General features: G+C 58.5%; 15 protein-coding genes. 12 read left to right on the top strand and 3 right to left on the bottom strand.

Features of this window, described 5'->3' with window-relative positions:
- Nucleotides 1-145: 145 nt before the first annotated feature.
- The gene (xthA, locus tag AS136_RS20775; protein WP_012542081.1) at nucleotides 146-952 is read right to left on the bottom strand and encodes an exodeoxyribonuclease III; all 807 of its coding nucleotides are present in this window, start codon (nucleotides 950-952) and stop codon (nucleotides 146-148) included.
- A 438-nt stretch (nucleotides 953-1390) separates the two neighbouring features.
- On the opposite strand from xthA, the gene astC reads away from it, so the two are divergent.
- From astC to spy, 6 genes are all read left to right on the top strand, one after another.
- Complete coding sequence (gene astC, locus AS136_RS20770) at nucleotides 1391-2611, top strand: succinylornithine/acetylornithine transaminase (protein WP_023322418.1); 1221 nt, start codon at nucleotides 1391-1393, stop codon at nucleotides 2609-2611.
- Nucleotides 2608-3642: an arginine N-succinyltransferase gene (astA, locus tag AS136_RS20765; RefSeq protein ID WP_063266951.1), complete on the top strand. Its 1035-nt coding sequence runs from the start codon at nucleotides 2608-2610 to the stop codon at nucleotides 3640-3642. The genes astC and astA overlap by 4 nt, the downstream gene beginning before the upstream one ends.
- Nucleotides 3639-5117 (top strand): succinylglutamate-semialdehyde dehydrogenase, encoded by a 1479-nt coding sequence (astD, locus tag AS136_RS20760; RefSeq protein WP_012968462.1) that lies wholly within the window; start codon nucleotides 3639-3641, stop codon nucleotides 5115-5117. Before astA ends, astD begins: the two co-directional genes overlap by 4 nt.
- Entirely contained in the window at nucleotides 5114-6439 is a 1326-nt protein-coding gene (astB, locus tag AS136_RS20755; protein ID WP_016160757.1) for an N-succinylarginine dihydrolase, read from the top strand. Before astD ends, astB begins: the two co-directional genes overlap by 4 nt.
- A gap of 9 nt (nucleotides 6440-6448) precedes the next feature.
- Nucleotides 6449-7414 carry a succinylglutamate desuccinylase gene (gene astE / locus AS136_RS20750; protein WP_022065123.1) on the top strand — a complete coding sequence of 322 codons (966 nt, stop codon included), beginning with the start codon at nucleotides 6449-6451 and terminating at the stop codon, nucleotides 7412-7414.
- 343 nt (nucleotides 7415-7757) lie between these two features.
- A complete protein-coding gene (gene spy / locus AS136_RS20745; protein ID WP_008807744.1) occupies nucleotides 7758-8243 on the top strand; it encodes an ATP-independent periplasmic protein-refolding chaperone Spy in 486 nt (161 codons plus the stop codon).
- Between the two features lie 88 nt (nucleotides 8244-8331).
- On the opposite strand, the gene cho is transcribed toward spy, so the two are convergent.
- Both cho and nadE read right to left on the bottom strand, forming a co-directional pair.
- The gene (gene cho / locus AS136_RS20740) at nucleotides 8332-9195 is read right to left on the bottom strand and encodes an excinuclease Cho (protein ID WP_022065122.1); all 864 of its coding nucleotides are present in this window, start codon (nucleotides 9193-9195) and stop codon (nucleotides 8332-8334) included.
- A 98-nt stretch (nucleotides 9196-9293) separates the two neighbouring features.
- Nucleotides 9294-10121 carry an ammonia-dependent NAD(+) synthetase gene (gene nadE, locus AS136_RS20735; RefSeq protein ID WP_008807746.1) on the bottom strand — a complete coding sequence of 276 codons (828 nt, stop codon included), beginning with the start codon at nucleotides 10119-10121 and terminating at the stop codon, nucleotides 9294-9296.
- Nucleotides 10122-10403: 282 nt separating this feature from the next.
- Here nadE and osmE point away from each other — a divergent pair, with 282 nt between their 5' ends.
- The 6 genes from osmE to chbR all read left to right on the top strand — a co-directional run bounded on the left by osmE (nucleotide 10404) and on the right by chbR (nucleotide 14100).
- The gene (gene osmE, locus AS136_RS20730; RefSeq protein ID WP_008807747.1) at nucleotides 10404-10742 is read left to right on the top strand and encodes an osmotically-inducible lipoprotein OsmE; all 339 of its coding nucleotides are present in this window, start codon (nucleotides 10404-10406) and stop codon (nucleotides 10740-10742) included.
- 278 nt (nucleotides 10743-11020) lie between these two features.
- Complete coding sequence (gene chbB, locus AS136_RS20725; protein ID WP_002901547.1) at nucleotides 11021-11341, top strand: PTS N,N'-diacetylchitobiose transporter subunit IIB; 321 nt, start codon at nucleotides 11021-11023, stop codon at nucleotides 11339-11341.
- 19 nt (nucleotides 11342-11360) lie between these two features.
- Nucleotides 11361-11477, top strand: a complete 117-nt coding sequence (locus AS136_RS28820) for a hypothetical protein (protein WP_012542074.1) — start codon at nucleotides 11361-11363, stop codon at nucleotides 11475-11477.
- An 11-nt stretch (nucleotides 11478-11488) separates the two neighbouring features.
- A complete protein-coding gene (chbC, locus tag AS136_RS20720; RefSeq protein WP_008807749.1) occupies nucleotides 11489-12847 on the top strand; it encodes a PTS N,N'-diacetylchitobiose transporter subunit IIC in 1359 nt (452 codons plus the stop codon).
- Between the two features lie 53 nt (nucleotides 12848-12900).
- Nucleotides 12901-13248 (top strand): PTS N,N'-diacetylchitobiose transporter subunit IIA, encoded by a 348-nt coding sequence (chbA, locus tag AS136_RS20715; protein WP_004140356.1) that lies wholly within the window; start codon nucleotides 12901-12903, stop codon nucleotides 13246-13248.
- 27 nt (nucleotides 13249-13275) lie between these two features.
- Entirely contained in the window at nucleotides 13276-14100 is an 825-nt protein-coding gene (chbR, locus tag AS136_RS20710) for a transcriptional regulator ChbR (protein WP_012968458.1), read from the top strand.
- Nucleotides 14101-14116 lie beyond the last annotated feature (16 nt).

The following is a 14116-nucleotide window of genomic DNA, read 5'->3' as shown; positions in this document are numbered from 1 at the left end:
GTACAGTCTGGACGCAGTGGACATCAAAAAGTGCGCGCGACAGTATCCTGTTCCGACGACCGTCACAATGGTTTACCGTCGCTTTGTTGATTTTGCTCAGGAAATTCTGCCCCCCGCACAGCGGGAGGCGAGAGAAGGGCGTAAATTATGGCCGGAAGGTGGCCCACACCGGCGCGTGGTCGGACGGTTTTTCCATTCCGCGGATCTCATAATCGATTCCGGTCTCCACGCAGCGCTGGGCCAGAGGCTGGCTGGCCAGCAGCAGGTCGATGCGCAGCCCGCGGTTATCGTCGAAGCCTTTGGAGCGGTAATCGAACCACGAGAAGTGCTCCTGATTGTCCGGATTAGCCTGACGCCAGGTATCCACCAGGCCCCAGCCCAGCAGGCGATCCATCCACTCCCGCTCTTCCGGCAGGAAGGAACATTTGCCGGTACGCAGCCAGCGTTTGCGGTTCTCTTCACCAATACCGATATCGAGATCGGTGGGACTGATGTTCATATCGCCCATGATCAGCACCGGATTCTCTTTGTTGAGTTCGGTCTCCAGATAGTTCTGCAGATTCTGATAGAACGCCGCTTTGGCCGGGAATTTGGTTTCATGATCGCGGCTTTCACCCTGTGGGAAATAACCGTTAATCACCGTGACGTTGCCGAAAGGCGACGGGATCTCCGCCATGATGATGCGGCGCTGAGCCTCTTCGCCATCGTCCGGGAAACCGCGGCGGACGGCAATCGGCGTCTCTTTGGTCAGCAGCGCGACGCCATAATGGCCTTTTTGTCCATGATAAAAGACGTTATAGCCGAGTTTGGCGACCTCTTCGAGAGGGAACATATCGTCGTGAACTTTGGTTTCCTGCAGGCCAATCACGTCCGGCTGGTGTTTTTCGACGATGGCGGCCAGTTGGTGTGGGCGGGCGCGCAGGCCGTTGATATTAAAAGAGACGAATTTCATAGTCGCTGCCACTGTGCAAGGTGAATAGTGCAGGGATGGTAGCAGAAATTCGCCTGGCTGGCTGCTACCGGATGCGTCATTCTGCCAATCGCTGCGCATGAGCGTGCCGTAGTTGCCCCTTTTACGGGCATGCCGCGCCAAAAGAGGGCAAATATCTACGATAAATTTCGCAGAGGATCACAATTACAGAATTATATCTTACCGTTGCATAACTTATCTTCTTTAATCACTGTTTATCCCCCTTTATCGGATACTTATTCACTAAATATGCATTTTATGTGAATAGCGTTCGGCTGTAACTCCTTGATTCTGCGTTATCTCAACCGGTTTATGCATTTTTATCGCTGGCTGGCACGAACCGTGCAATCTACATTTACAGCGTAATAACTCATATTTATTAACATTATTGCTACTTTTAATTTACCGGAAGAGGTCGATATGTCTCAGTCAATTACGCGTAACCACTTTGATGAATGGATGATGCCGGTCTACGCGCCAGCGGCGTTTATTCCGGTGCGGGGCGCCGGGTCGCGGCTGTGGGATCAGCAGGGCAAAGAGTATATCGATTTTGCCGGCGGCATCGCCGTGAACGCGCTGGGGCACGCCCATCCGCGTCTGGTGCAAGCCCTGACTGACCAGGCCAGCAAATTCTGGCATACCGGCAACGGCTACACCAATGAGCCGATCCTGCGTCTGGCCAAAATGCTTATCGATGCCACCTTCGCCGACCGGGTCTTCTTCTGTAACTCCGGCGCTGAGGCCAATGAGGCGGCGCTCAAGCTGGCGCGTAAATATGCCCACGATCGCTTTGGCAGTGAGAAAAGCGGCATCGTCGCTTTCCAGAACGCCTTCCACGGGCGGACGCTGTTCACCGTTTCGGCGGGCGGTCAGCCGGCCTACTCCCGGGATTTTGCCCCGCTGCCGCCGCAGATCCAGCATGCGGTGTTTAACGATCTCGAGTCGGCAAAGGCCTTAATCAATGACCAAACCTGCGCGGTGATCGTCGAGCCGGTGCAGGGCGAAGGGGGCGTGGTGCCGGCCAACGTCGAGTTTTTACGCGGCCTGCGCCAGCTTTGCGACCAGCACAACGCCCTGCTGATTTTCGATGAAGTGCAGACCGGGGTCGGGCGCACCGGCGAGCTGTATGCCTATATGCACTACGGCGTGACGCCCGATGTGCTGACCACCGCCAAAGCGCTGGGCGGCGGTTTCCCTATCGGCGCGCTGCTGGCGACAGAGGCCTGCGCCAGCGTGATGACCGTCGGTACCCACGGCACCACCTACGGCGGCAACCCGCTGGCCGGGGCGGTGGCCGGCGAGCTGCTGTCGATCGTCAACACCCCGGAAGTCCTCTCCGGCGTCAGACAGCGCCACCAGTGGTTTTGCGAGCGTCTGCAGGCGATCAACGCCCGCTATGGTCTGTTCAAGGAGATCCGCGGCCTGGGACTGCTGCTCGGCTGCGTACTGAACGACGCCTGGGCCGGGAAGGCGAAAACGCTCAGCAACCTGGCGGCGGAAGAGGGGGTGATGATCCTGATCGCCGGCGCTAATGTGGTGCGTTTTGCGCCGGCGCTGAACGTCAGTGAAGAAGAGGTGAATAGCGGGCTGGATCGCGTCGAGCGGGCCTGCGCGCGTTTCGTGGCAGGAGTCTCATCATGATGGTTATTCGACCGGTGGAGCCGGGCGATTTGCCCGGGCTGCTGAAGCTGGCAGCGGAGACCGGCGGCGGGCTGACCTCGCTGCCGGTGGATGAAGCGACCCTCGCGGCGCGGATCGCCCGCTCGCAGCAGACCTGGCGCGGCGAGCTACCGAAAAGCGAGCAGGGCTATGTCTTTGTGCTGGAGGAGAGCGAAAGCGGCGCGGTGGTGGGCATCTGCGCGATCGAGGTGGCGGTGGGGCTCAACGATCCCTGGTATAACTACCGGGTCGGCACCCAGGTCCATGCCTCGAAGGAGCTCAACGTCTATCAGGCGTTGCCGACGCTGTTTCTCAGCAACGACCATACCGGCAGCAGTGAGCTGTGTACCCTGTTCCTCGACCCGCAGTGGCGCAAAGAGGGCAATGGCTATCTGCTGTCGAAATCGCGCCTCTTATTTATGGCCGCCTTTCGCGAGCGCTTCAATGAGAAGGTGGTCGCCGAGATGCGCGGGGTGATTGACGAGCAGGGCTACTCGCCGTTCTGGGAGAGCCTGGGCAAACGCTTTTTCGCCATGGAGTTTTCCCGCGCCGACTACCTGTGCGGCACCGGACAGAAGGCTTTCATTGCCGCCCTGATGCCCAAGCATCCGCTGTATATCGATTTCCTTTCCCCTGAGGCGCAGGCGGTGATCGGCAAGGTTCATCCGCAGACCGCCCCGGCCCGGACGGTGCTGGAGAAAGAGGGGTTCCGCTACCTGAACTACATCGATATTTTCGACGGCGGCCCGACTCTGGAGTGCGACATCGACAGGGTGCGGGCGATCCGCAAAAGCCGTCTGGTGACCACCGAGGCCGGTGAAACCCCACCCGGTGACTGGCCGCTGTGCCTGGTGGCGAATGAACAGTATCACCAGTTCCGCGCTCTGCTGGTGCATGCCGACCCGGATGGCGACACCCTGACCCTCAGCGCCCGCGAACTGGATATGCTGAAGTGTCATGCCGGCGACCAGGTGCGCATGGTGCGCCTGATCCCTGAGGAGAAAACCGCATGAGTCTGTGGATTAATGGCGAGTGGCGGCCCGGTCGTGGGCCAGGTTTCAGTAAACAGGATCCGGTTAACCTGAAGGTTGTGTGGCAGGGCGAAGCGGCGGATGCCGGGCAGGTTGCTGAGGCGGTGGCGGCTGCCCGCCAGGCGTTCCCGGCCTGGGCGCGGCTGCCGTTTGCCGCCCGTCAGGCGATTGTTGAAAAGTTTGCCGCCCTGCTGGAGGCCAGTAAGGCTGAGCTGACGGCGATGATCGGCGCCGAGACCGGAAAGCCGCGCTGGGAGGCGGCCGGGGAAGTGACGGCGATGATCAACAAGGTGGCGATCTCGGTGAAGGCCTACCACGTCCGCACCGGCGAACAGCACAGCGATCTGCCCGACGGCGCCGCCACGCTGCGTCACCGGCCGCACGGCGTGCTGGCGGTGTTTGGCCCCTATAACTTTCCCGGCCATCTGCCGAACGGGCACATCGTACCGGCGCTGCTGGCGGGCAATACTGTGGTCTTTAAACCCAGCGAACTCACCCCGTGCAGCGGCGAAGCGGTGGTGAAACTATGGCAGCAGGCCGGCCTGCCCGCCGGGGTGCTCAACCTGGTGCAGGGCGGTCGGGAAACCGGCGAGGCGCTCAGCGGTCAGGCGGATATCGACGGGCTGCTGTTTACCGGCAGCTCAACCACCGGTTTTCATCTGCATCGCCAGCTGGCCGGGCAGCCGCAGAAGATCCTCGCGCTGGAGATGGGCGGCAATAACCCGCTGATCGTCGACGATCCGCGGGACGTGGATGCCGCGGTGCATCTGACCATCCAGTCCGCCTTTATTACCGCCGGCCAGCGCTGCACCTGCGCCCGCCGTCTGCTGGTCCGGCGCGGCGAGGCGGGCGATGCCTTCCTCTCCCGGCTGGTGACGGTGAGCCAGCGGCTGATCCCGGCGGCGTGGGACGCCGAGCCGCAGCCGTTTCTCGGCGGGCTTATCTCTGAACCGGCCGCGCAGAAAGTGCATCAGGCCTGGCTGCAGCGGGTCGCCGCTGGCGCGGTCACGCTGCTGGAGCCACGTTTATTGCAGGCCGGAACGTCGCTGCTAACGCCGGGGATTGTCGACATGAGCGACGTGGCCAATGTTGAAGATGAAGAGGTGTTTGGCCCGCTGCTTGGCGTCTGGCGCTACGACACGTTCGAGGAGGCGATTGCCTTAGCCAACGCCACCCGCTTCGGCCTCTCCTGTGGGTTAATCTCTCCGGAACGGGAGAAGTTTGATCGACTGCTGCTCGAGGCGCGGGCAGGGATAGTCAACTGGAACAAACCGCTGACCGGGGCGGCGAGTACCGCGCCGTTCGGCGGCACCGGGGCGTCCGGTAACCATCGTCCGGGGGCCTGGTATGCCGCCGATTATTGCGCCTGGCCGATGGCCAGCCTTGAATCGCCGACCCTGACGCTGCCCGCCAGCCTGAACCCGGGGCTCGACTTTCTGGCCGGGGAGGCGTCATGACCGCCCGCGAAGTCAACTTTGACGGTCTGCCCGGGCTGACCCATCACTACGCCGGGCTCTCCTTTGGCAACGAGGCTTCCACCCGGCACCGCCACCGGGTGTCGAACCCGCAGCTGGCGGCAAAGCAAGGGCTGAAAAAAATGAAAGCCCTCGCCGACGCCGGCTACCCGCAGGCAGTGATCCCGCCTCAGGAGCGGCCCAATGTGCCACTCCTGAGGCAGCTGGGCTTTAGCGGCAGCGATGAGCAGGTGGTGGCCCGGGCGGCGCAGCAGGATCCGGATCTGCTGTCGGCGGTGAGTTCGGCCTCGGCAATGTGGGTGGCGAACGCGGCGACGGTCTGTCCCTCCGCCGATTCGCTGGATGGCCTGGTGCACCTGACGGTGGCGAATCTGCAGGATAAATTCCACCGCGCCAGCGAAGCACCGACCACAGAGGTGCTGCTGCAGGCGATATTCCCCGACCGCACGCGATTTGCCATCCACCCGGCGCTGCCCGCCTCGGCCTGGTTTGGCGACGAAGGGGCGGCGAACCATAACCGTCTCGGCGGCGAGTATGGCGCCCCCGGCGTCCAGCTCTTTGTCTATGGCCGCCGCCGGGGGAGCGATGAGGCGCCGCGTCGCTATCCGGCGCGGCAAACCCTTGAGGCCAGCCAGGCGGTGGCGCGCCTCAATCAGGTCAATCCTCGCCAACTGATCTTCGCTCGCCAGCATCCGGCGGCGATCGACACGGGAGTGTTCCATAACGATGTCATCGCGGTGAGCAATCGTCAGGTCCTGTTCTGCCATGAGCAGGCCTTTGCCGACCAGACCGCGCTTCTCCAGCAGCTGGCGCAGCGGGTGCCGGGTTTTACGCCGCTGGTGGTCCCCGCCAGTCGGGTCACGGTGGCAGAGGCGGTTGCCACCTATCTGTTCAACAGCCAGCTGCTGAGCAGGGCGGATGGCAGCATGGCGCTGATCCTGCCCCACGAAGCGCAGGAGCATGCCGGCGTCTGGGAATACCTCAATGAGCTGCTGGCCGGGGACAACCCCATCGCCGCGCTACAGGTGTTCGATCTGCGCGAGAGTATGGCCAACGGCGGCGGTCCGGCGTGCCTGCGCCTGCGGGTGGTGTTGACGGCCGAGGAGTATCAGGCGGTCAATCCGCACGTACTGATGAACGATACGCTGTTTGCCACCCTCAATGACTGGGTGGATCGCTACTATCGCGATCGCCTTACCCAGGCCGACCTCGCCGACCCGCAACTGCTGCGGGAAGGGCGTGACGCGCTGGATCGGTTGACCCAGATCCTGCAGCTCGGTTCGGTTTATCCATTTCAGCAATAAGGGGGCGCGGTGGAACATTTTCTGGCATTAACCCTGGCGGGGCGTTTGCCCCACCATTTTCACGGCGAGACGGCGCACTTTCGCTGGCACTGGTTGGGTGAGGGGATCCTCGAGCTGACGCCGCATGCGCGCTGCGAGCGCGGGCTGGTACTCTCCTGCGCCATTCATGGCAACGAAACGGCACCGGTGGAGATAGTCGACCACCTGGTGCAGCGACTGGTCCGGGAGGCACTCCCGCTGCGCTGGCGGTTGCTGGTGATCGTTGGCAACCCACCGGCGCTGCGGGCGAATAAGCGCTATCTGCACAGTGATATGAACCGGATGTTTGGCGAGCGCTGGCGGCAGTTTCCGCTCAGTGAGGAGACGCAGCGGGCGCAGCGGCTGGAGCAGGCGGTGGCCCGCTTCTATCGCGACCACGATGGTCCTCGTTGGCACCTCGATCTGCATACCGCGATCCGCGGGTCGCTACATCCGCGCTTCGGCGTGCTCCCGGCCCGCGATACGCCGTGGGAGGAGGATTTTCTTCACTGGCTGGGCGGCGCCGGGCTGGAGGCGCTGGTGTTTCATCGTCAGCCAGGCGGGACCTTTACCCACTTCAGCTGCGAACGGTTCGCGGCGCTGGCCTGCACCCTTGAGCTGGGCAAAGCGCTGCCGTTGGGTGAAAACGATCTGACGCAGTTTGCCGCCGCCGAAGGCGCGCTTTCCCGGCTGCTGGTGGGGGATCTGGCCATTGCCGACGCCCCGGCGCCGCTGCGCTACCGGGTGGTACAGCAGATCACCCGCCATAGCGATGATTTCCACTTGCATATGGCGGATCAGACGCTGAACTTCACCCCCTTCGAACCCGGCACGCTGCTGGCGGAGGAGGGCGAGACGCGGTATGTGGTGGGGCCTGAGCCGGAGTATGTCCTGTTTCCCAATCCGACAGTGGCTAAGGGACTGCGCGCCGGCCTGATGCTGGAGAAATTATCCTGAGGGCAAGCCGTCCGCCGGGCGGCCTGCTTTATTTCGCGCGTCTTTTTTCACCATCTTATTTTTTCGTGCGCCAGTGTAAATTTGCAGATTATTCCTGGTAAAATGCTTTGTTTTTAATCTCCCCTCCTTTATACTCTCCATAATTTCTCTGCAAAACAGTGGGTTATTTATTTTTTATTGCAATTCTTCGGCTAAATTCCTTATTTTCTCCATAATTGGCGAGAAACTGTTTTTTACACTTTCATTGTTTTACTCTTGCTCTGACTAATTGACGATTAACGTCGTAAAGTTAATCTCGTCAACACGGCAACGCGCCGTAAGAATAACGTAAAGTAAGGATTGAATGATGAAGAAACTCACTGCACTGTTTGTTGCCTCTACTCTGGCTCTGGGCGCGGCTAACCTGGCACACGCCGCCGATACCACCACCGCGCCGAGCGACAGCAAGCCGATGATGATGCATCATAAAGGCGGCCCGGGTCAGCATGACATGATGTTTAAAGGCCTGAACCTGACCGATGCGCAGAAGCAACAGATCCGCGACATCATGAAGAGCCAGCGTGAGAACATGAAGCGTCCGTCCCTCGACGAACGCCGCGCGATGCACGATCTGATCGCCAGCGACACCTTCGATAAGGCGAAAGCGGAAGCGCAGATCGATAAGATGGAAGCGCAGCATAAAGCGATGGCGCTGTCCCGCCTGGAAACGCAGAACAAGATCTACAACATTCTGACTCCAGAGCAGAAAAAACAGTTCAATGCTAATTTTGAGAAGCATCTGACAGAACGCAACGCGCCGGCAGGTAAAATGCCTGCACCTGCTGAATAATGTAGCGAACTGAATCAAGACCGCCGGTCTTGCCCAATAATGCCATCAGGCGTTGGGCAGGGCCGGCGGTTTTTTTATTGGTGGTTTCTCAGCCAAGCGGGTGCAGCGGGTAGTTGCCGCTGAGCAGGGGCTTACAGAGGATCTTGTAACCATCCTGGTCGAATCCGGCGGGCAGACGGGTCAACTCCGCGGCCTGGTCGAGCGAGTCGACGGCGCCCAGCCACAGCCAGTTATGAATGACGTGATACTGCGTCATATCCGGGCCGCGCTCCTCCAGCGCCACTGGCCCCGCCCACGGCCAGCACACCAGCTGCAGTTTACTCATCTGCGCCAGCAGGCGCTCGCTGTGCGCCTCCACGCTCTCCTTTCCACAGCAGGCGCCGGCGCAGCGGCCCAGCGCGGAGCGAAAGCAGGCGCGGCCGCGGCTGAGCGGTTCCAGACCAAGCAGGCCATAACAGAGGCGCTGTTCGTCGGCAAGGCTCTGCAGCATCTGCAGCGCCGCCCGCCGGTTGGCGAACAGGCCATAGAGATGCTGCTGGTGCGAGAAATCAACCTCGCGGGCATAGACAATCTGCGGCCGGTGGTCCGCAAGTCGCCAGGCGCAGAGCTGCTTGTTACGCCGTAGCCGCTTGTTAAACAGCGGCTGCTGCTCTTTAATCAGCCGCGCCTCCAGCAGCAGCGCTCCCAGCTCGCCTGCGGTGCGCTGCCAGGTGATACGCCGCGACTGACGCAGCATCGCGGCCTCTTCGGGCGTGCGCAGGTGAGATAACACACGGCTGCGAAGGTTGACGCTCTTACCGATATAGAGCGGCATTGTGTCGCTGTCGCCGTGAAACTGATAGACGCCCGGCAGCTTTGGCAGCGCCTCCAGCCACGGGCGAAGATGTTCGGGATATTCATAGATCGCCGCCGCTTCAAACTCCAGACGCGGGGCAGATTGCTTTCTGGCCACAATAACTCCTGATACTGTCTATCTATCCAGTATAGCAGGCGGTTTTTGCGGCGAAAAGCGCAAAAAATAACCCCGGCGCGGGCCGGGGCGGGGAGGGACTATTTTTTCCAGAAATCGTCAAAGACGGTGATCGGTGGCCGACGCTTGTGTTCGGTTTTCAGATACCAGCCTTCGATCGTTTTAGCGATACTGGGGTCCAGCGTTTTGCCTTCCAGATAATCGTCGATGTTCTCGTAGGTGACACCCAGGGCCACTTCATCCGGCAGGGAGGGGCGATCGTCTTCCAGGTCGGCGGTCGGCAGCTTCTTATACAGATGTTCCGGGCAGCCGAGATGGGCCAGCAGCTGTTTGCCCTGACGTTTGTTCAGGCGGAAAATTGGGTTGATGTCGGTGCCGCCGTCGCCATATTTGGTGAAGAAGCCGGTAATCGCTTCCGCCGCATGGTCGGTGCCGACCACCACCCCTTTGGTCATTCCGGCGATGCTGTACTGGGCCTTCATCCGCTCACGGGCTTTTTCGTTACCGCGAACAAAGTCGCTCAGTTCGATCCCCGCTTCGCGGAGCGCCTGTTCACTGGCCAGTACCGAGGCTTTGATATTCACCGTCAGCACCCGGTCAGGCTGGATAAAGGCGATGGCGTCCTGGCAGTCCTGCTCATCCGCCTGCACGCCATAGGGCAACCGAACGGCAATAAACTGCAGGCTGCTGTCGCCCGTTTCGGCACGCAGTTCATTAATCGCCATCTGGCACAGTTTCCCCGTCAGGGTGGAGTCCTGGCCGCCGCTGATACCCAGCACCAGCGATTTAATAAACGGGTAGGTCTGCAGGTAGGACTTCAGGAAATCGACGCTGCGGCGGATCTCGCCGGCGACATCAATCTGCGGCTTTGCGCCCAGCGCCTGAATAATCTCTTGTTGTAGCGTCATCGCGCCCTCCGAAAGTGAATCTGTTTGGCAAGCTGTTGGCTTAAAGCTACCTCTTTGCCGCTGAAACGACAAGGACCGGGGTTTTGACTGCCGGAAAAGAAGGCAATCAATGACATAGGATTTCATTATAGATGCCACTGCGCGGGTGAAACCGCCGGTCGGCAGCGGCGCGTCAATCCTGTTTACGCAATAACACAATCAGACATGATTTCGCTGTTCGGCTTGAAAAATAACACTATTTATTCCAGGCTTATCGTTACACAGTAGAAAAGAGGAACCAAAATGAACAAAAGCTTAGCAGGAATACTGGGCGTCACCGTCGCGTTAACCTTACTGGCGGGCTGTACCGCTTACGATCGTACCAAAGACCAGTTTACCCAGCCGGTGGTGAAAGATGTGAAGAAAGGGATGTCGCGTCAGCAGGTGATGCAGATCGCTGGGAAACCTTCAACGGAAGTGACCATGGTTCATGCCCGCGGCACCTGCCAGACCTACATCCTCGGTCAACGGGATGGTAAAGTAGAGACCTACTTTGTGGCCCTCGACGACACCGGCCATGTGATTAACTCCGGCTACCAGACCTGCGCCGAGTATGATACTGACCCGCGCAACGCCAAGTAAGCTTCCTACTGTTTACTGAGCCCTACGTAAGCCCGACCACTGGTCGGGCTTTTTTGTGAGTACTGATGCTTATTTAATTGCGCGAATTATTTGGGTGAAAATGTGAGGGTAGTCAAAACCAGAGGTCAATGAGAGACAATTCTGTTCAACAGCGAATTATCCTGGCGGCTCAGCTTGCCGTATACTCAACCCATAAACAGAATTAACCGGATGTTACCAGTCTTACCGGCTCTCAGCGGTTGCTGAAGGCCCTGGTCTCACACATTGAGGAAGCGTTCATGGAAAAGAAACACATTTATCTCTTCTGCTCGGCAGGCATGTCTACATCACTGCTGGTCTCCAAAATGCGCGCGCAGGCAGAAAAATACGAAGTCCCGGTCATTATTGAAGCCTATCCCGAAACCCTGGCAGGTGAAAAGGGACCGGAAGCCGACGTGGTATTATTAGGACCACAAATTGCGTATATGTTACCGGAAATTCAGCGCCTGCTGCCGAATAAACCGGTAGAAGTCATCGATTCTCTTCTGTATGGCAAGGTGGATGGTTTAGGTGTATTGAAAGCCGCCGTCGCGGCCATTAAGAAAGCTGCAGCACAATAATTTTAACTTTTAAAACTCGATGTATTTTGACGCCTGGCGGCACCCTGTTGCCGGACGTCAAAAAATAAAGAGTTTATTTTCCCGTCAAAGAGTAATTTCATACATCATCGCCGTAATAGTTTATTGCGGCTTTTAAGGGTATTGACTATGAGTAAAGTGATCGACTCGCTTGAAAAGGTACTCCTTCCTTTTGCAGTGAAAATAGGAAAGCAGCCGCATATTAATGCGATTAAAAACGGATTTATTAAGTTAATGCCGTTGACCCTCGCCGGGGCCATGTTTGTATTAATTAACAACGTTTTTCTGAGCTTCGGCGAAGGCTCTTTCTTTTATTCTATGGGCATTCGACTGGATGCCTCCACCATTGAAACCTTAAACGGCTTTAAGGCTATCGGCGGGAACGTCTATAACGGTACCCTCGGCATTATGTCGCTGATGGCGCCGTTCTTTATCGGCTCCGCGCTGGCGGAAGAGCGCAAAGTCGACCCGATGGCCGCGGGCCTGCTGGCGGTGGCGGCCTTCATGACCGTGACCCCGTATAGCGTGGGCGAAGCCTATGCGGTGGGCGCCAACTGGCTGGGCGGGCAGAACATCATCTCCGGGATGATTATCGGTCTGGTTGTCGCGGAACTGTTTACCTTCGTGATCCGTCGTAACTGGGTGATCAGACTGCCGGACAGCGTGCCAGGGTCAGTATCGCGCTCTTTCTCCGCGCTGATCCCGGGCTTCTTGATCCTCTCTATCTTCGGCATTATCTCGTGGGCCCTGTCGAGCTACGGCAGCAACTTCCACCAGATCATCATGGACTCGATCTCCACGCCGCTGGCGGCGATGGGCAGCGTGGTCGGCTGGGCATACGTTATCTTTAACTCCCTGCTGTGGTTCTTCGGTGTGCACGGTTCCCTGGCGCTGACGGCGCTGGATAACGGCATCATGACCCCGTGGGCGCTGGAAAACATCGCGCTGTACAACCAGTACGGCTCGGTTGATGCGGCTATCGAAGCAGGCAAACAGTTCCACTTCTGGGCCAAGCCGATGCTCGACTCCTACATCCTGCTGGGTGGCTCCGGGGCAACGTTGGGTCTGATTATCGCCATCTTTATCGCTTCCCGTCGCGCTGACCATCGTCAGGTGGCGAAGCTGGCACTGCCGTCAGGCATCTTCCAGATTAACGAACCGATTCTGTTTGGTCTGCCGATCATTATGAACCCGGTGATGTTCATCCCCTTCGTGCTGGTCCAGCCGATTCTGGCGGCCATTACGCTGGCGGCCTACAGCCTGGGGATTATCCCACCGGTGACCAACCTGGCGCCGTGGACCATGCCGACCGGTCTGGGAGCGTTCTTTAACAGTAACGGCAGCGTGGCCGCCCTGCTGGTGGCCCTGTTCAACCTTGGCGTCGCGACTCTGGTCTACCTGCCGTTTGTGGTGCTGTCGAATAAAGCGCAGACCGTCATCGAGCAGGAAGAGAGCGAAGAAGACATCGCTAACGCACTGAAATTCTGATACCGCGCGGTACGGGCAGTGCCCCGTACCGCCTGATAAATGAGGGAAATATTATGTTTGATCTGGACAACATCGACGCGGTAGAAACCCCGGAAAATGACCTCGAAGAGGTGGTGATGGGGTTGATTATCAACTCCGGACAGGCCCGCAGCCTGGCCTATGGCGCGCTGAAGCAGGCGAAGCAGGGCGATTTTGCCGCGGCGAAAGCGATGATGGAGCAGTCGCGCCAGGCGCTGAGCGAGGCGCATCGCGTGCAGACCCAGCTTATCGAAAGCGACGAGGGCGAAGGCAAAATGAAGGTCAGCCTGGTGCTGGTGCATGCTCAGGACCATCTGATGACCTCGATGCTGGCCCGTGAGCTGGTCGCCGAATTGATTGAGCTGCACGAGAAGGTACAATAGGCCATCGCGACGATGAGGCAGCCCAGGATGATGACCACCGAGATCAGTACCGCCAGAGAACAACAGCTGTTCAACGGGAAGAACTTTCATGTGGTCATCTATAACAAAACGGAAAGCGTGAGCGGGCTTCACCAGCATGATTACTACGAATTTACCGTGGTATTAACCGGGCGCTATTACCAGGAGATCAATGGCAAACGGGTGCTGCTGGAGCGCGGGGATTTCGTCTTTATCCCGATGGGTTCGCACCACCAGAGCTTTTACGAATTTGGGGCGACGCGCATCCTTAACGTCGGCATCAGCAGACGCTTCTTTGAGAAACATTATCTGCCGCTGCTGCCGTTTGGCCTGGTGGCCTCGCAGGTTTACGCCGTGCAGAGCGCTTTTCTCGGCTACGTTGAGTCGGTCATCGCCTCACTCAATTTTCGCGAAACGGAATTTGACGAATTTATCGAGCTGGTTTCCTTTTATGTCATTAACCGTTTACGCCACTATCGCGAAGAGCCGGTTGCCGATGTTATTCCGCAATGGCTAAAAAATACCGTTGAGGCCATGCACGATAAGCTGAAATTCGGGGAGGGCGCGCTTGAGAATATGGTTCGTCTCTCGGGAAAAACGCAGGAATATTTAACCCGGGCGACCCAGCGCTATTATGGTAAAACGCCGATGCAGATAATTAATGATATCCGTATTAACTTTGCCAAAAAACAGCTGGAAATTACCAACTATTCGGTGACGGATATTGCGTATGAATCCGGCTACAGTAGCCCGAGCCTGTTTATTAAAACCTTTAAAAAACTGACGTCGTTTACGCCGAGCAGTTATCGCAAACATTTGACCAGTATTAATTAAACCCGCGCGGTTTTAG

The organism is Klebsiella sp. D5A (assembly GCF_001620885.1).
In the GTDB taxonomy this organism is placed as follows: Bacteria; Pseudomonadota; Gammaproteobacteria; order Enterobacterales; family Enterobacteriaceae; genus Klebsiella; species Klebsiella variicola.
This window is presented reverse-complemented; position numbering and strand designations above follow the sequence as displayed.

What these genes read in the sequence shown, in the direction of transcription:
- astA (WP_063266951.1), top strand. Translation starts at nt 2,608, where the DNA reads ATGATGGTTATTCGACCGGTGGAGCCGGGCGATTTGCCCGGGCTGCTG.
- chbC (WP_008807749.1), top strand. Translation starts at nt 11,489, where the DNA reads ATGAGTAAAGTGATCGACTCGCTTGAAAAGGTACTCCTTCCTTTTGCA.
- chbB (WP_002901547.1), top strand. Translation starts at nt 11,021, where the DNA reads ATGGAAAAGAAACACATTTATCTCTTCTGCTCGGCAGGCATGTCTACA.
- spy (WP_008807744.1), top strand. Translation starts at nt 7,758, where the DNA reads ATGATGAAGAAACTCACTGCACTGTTTGTTGCCTCTACTCTGGCTCTG.
- astB (WP_016160757.1), top strand. Translation starts at nt 5,114, where the DNA reads ATGACCGCCCGCGAAGTCAACTTTGACGGTCTGCCCGGGCTGACCCAT.
- AS136_RS28820 (WP_012542074.1), top strand. Translation starts at nt 11,361, where the DNA reads ATGTATTTTGACGCCTGGCGGCACCCTGTTGCCGGACGTCAAAAAATA.
- nadE (WP_008807746.1), bottom strand. Translation starts at nt 10,121, where the DNA reads ATGACGCTACAACAAGAGATTATTCAGGCGCTGGGCGCAAAGCCGCAG.
- xthA (WP_012542081.1), bottom strand. Translation starts at nt 952, where the DNA reads ATGAAATTCGTCTCTTTTAATATCAACGGCCTGCGCGCCCGCCCACAC.
- chbR (WP_012968458.1), top strand. Translation starts at nt 13,276, where the DNA reads ATGATGACCACCGAGATCAGTACCGCCAGAGAACAACAGCTGTTCAAC.
- astD (WP_012968462.1), top strand. Translation starts at nt 3,639, where the DNA reads ATGAGTCTGTGGATTAATGGCGAGTGGCGGCCCGGTCGTGGGCCAGGT.
- osmE (WP_008807747.1), top strand. Translation starts at nt 10,404, where the DNA reads ATGAACAAAAGCTTAGCAGGAATACTGGGCGTCACCGTCGCGTTAACC.
- astC (WP_023322418.1), top strand. Translation starts at nt 1,391, where the DNA reads ATGTCTCAGTCAATTACGCGTAACCACTTTGATGAATGGATGATGCCG.
- chbA (WP_004140356.1), top strand. Translation starts at nt 12,901, where the DNA reads ATGTTTGATCTGGACAACATCGACGCGGTAGAAACCCCGGAAAATGAC.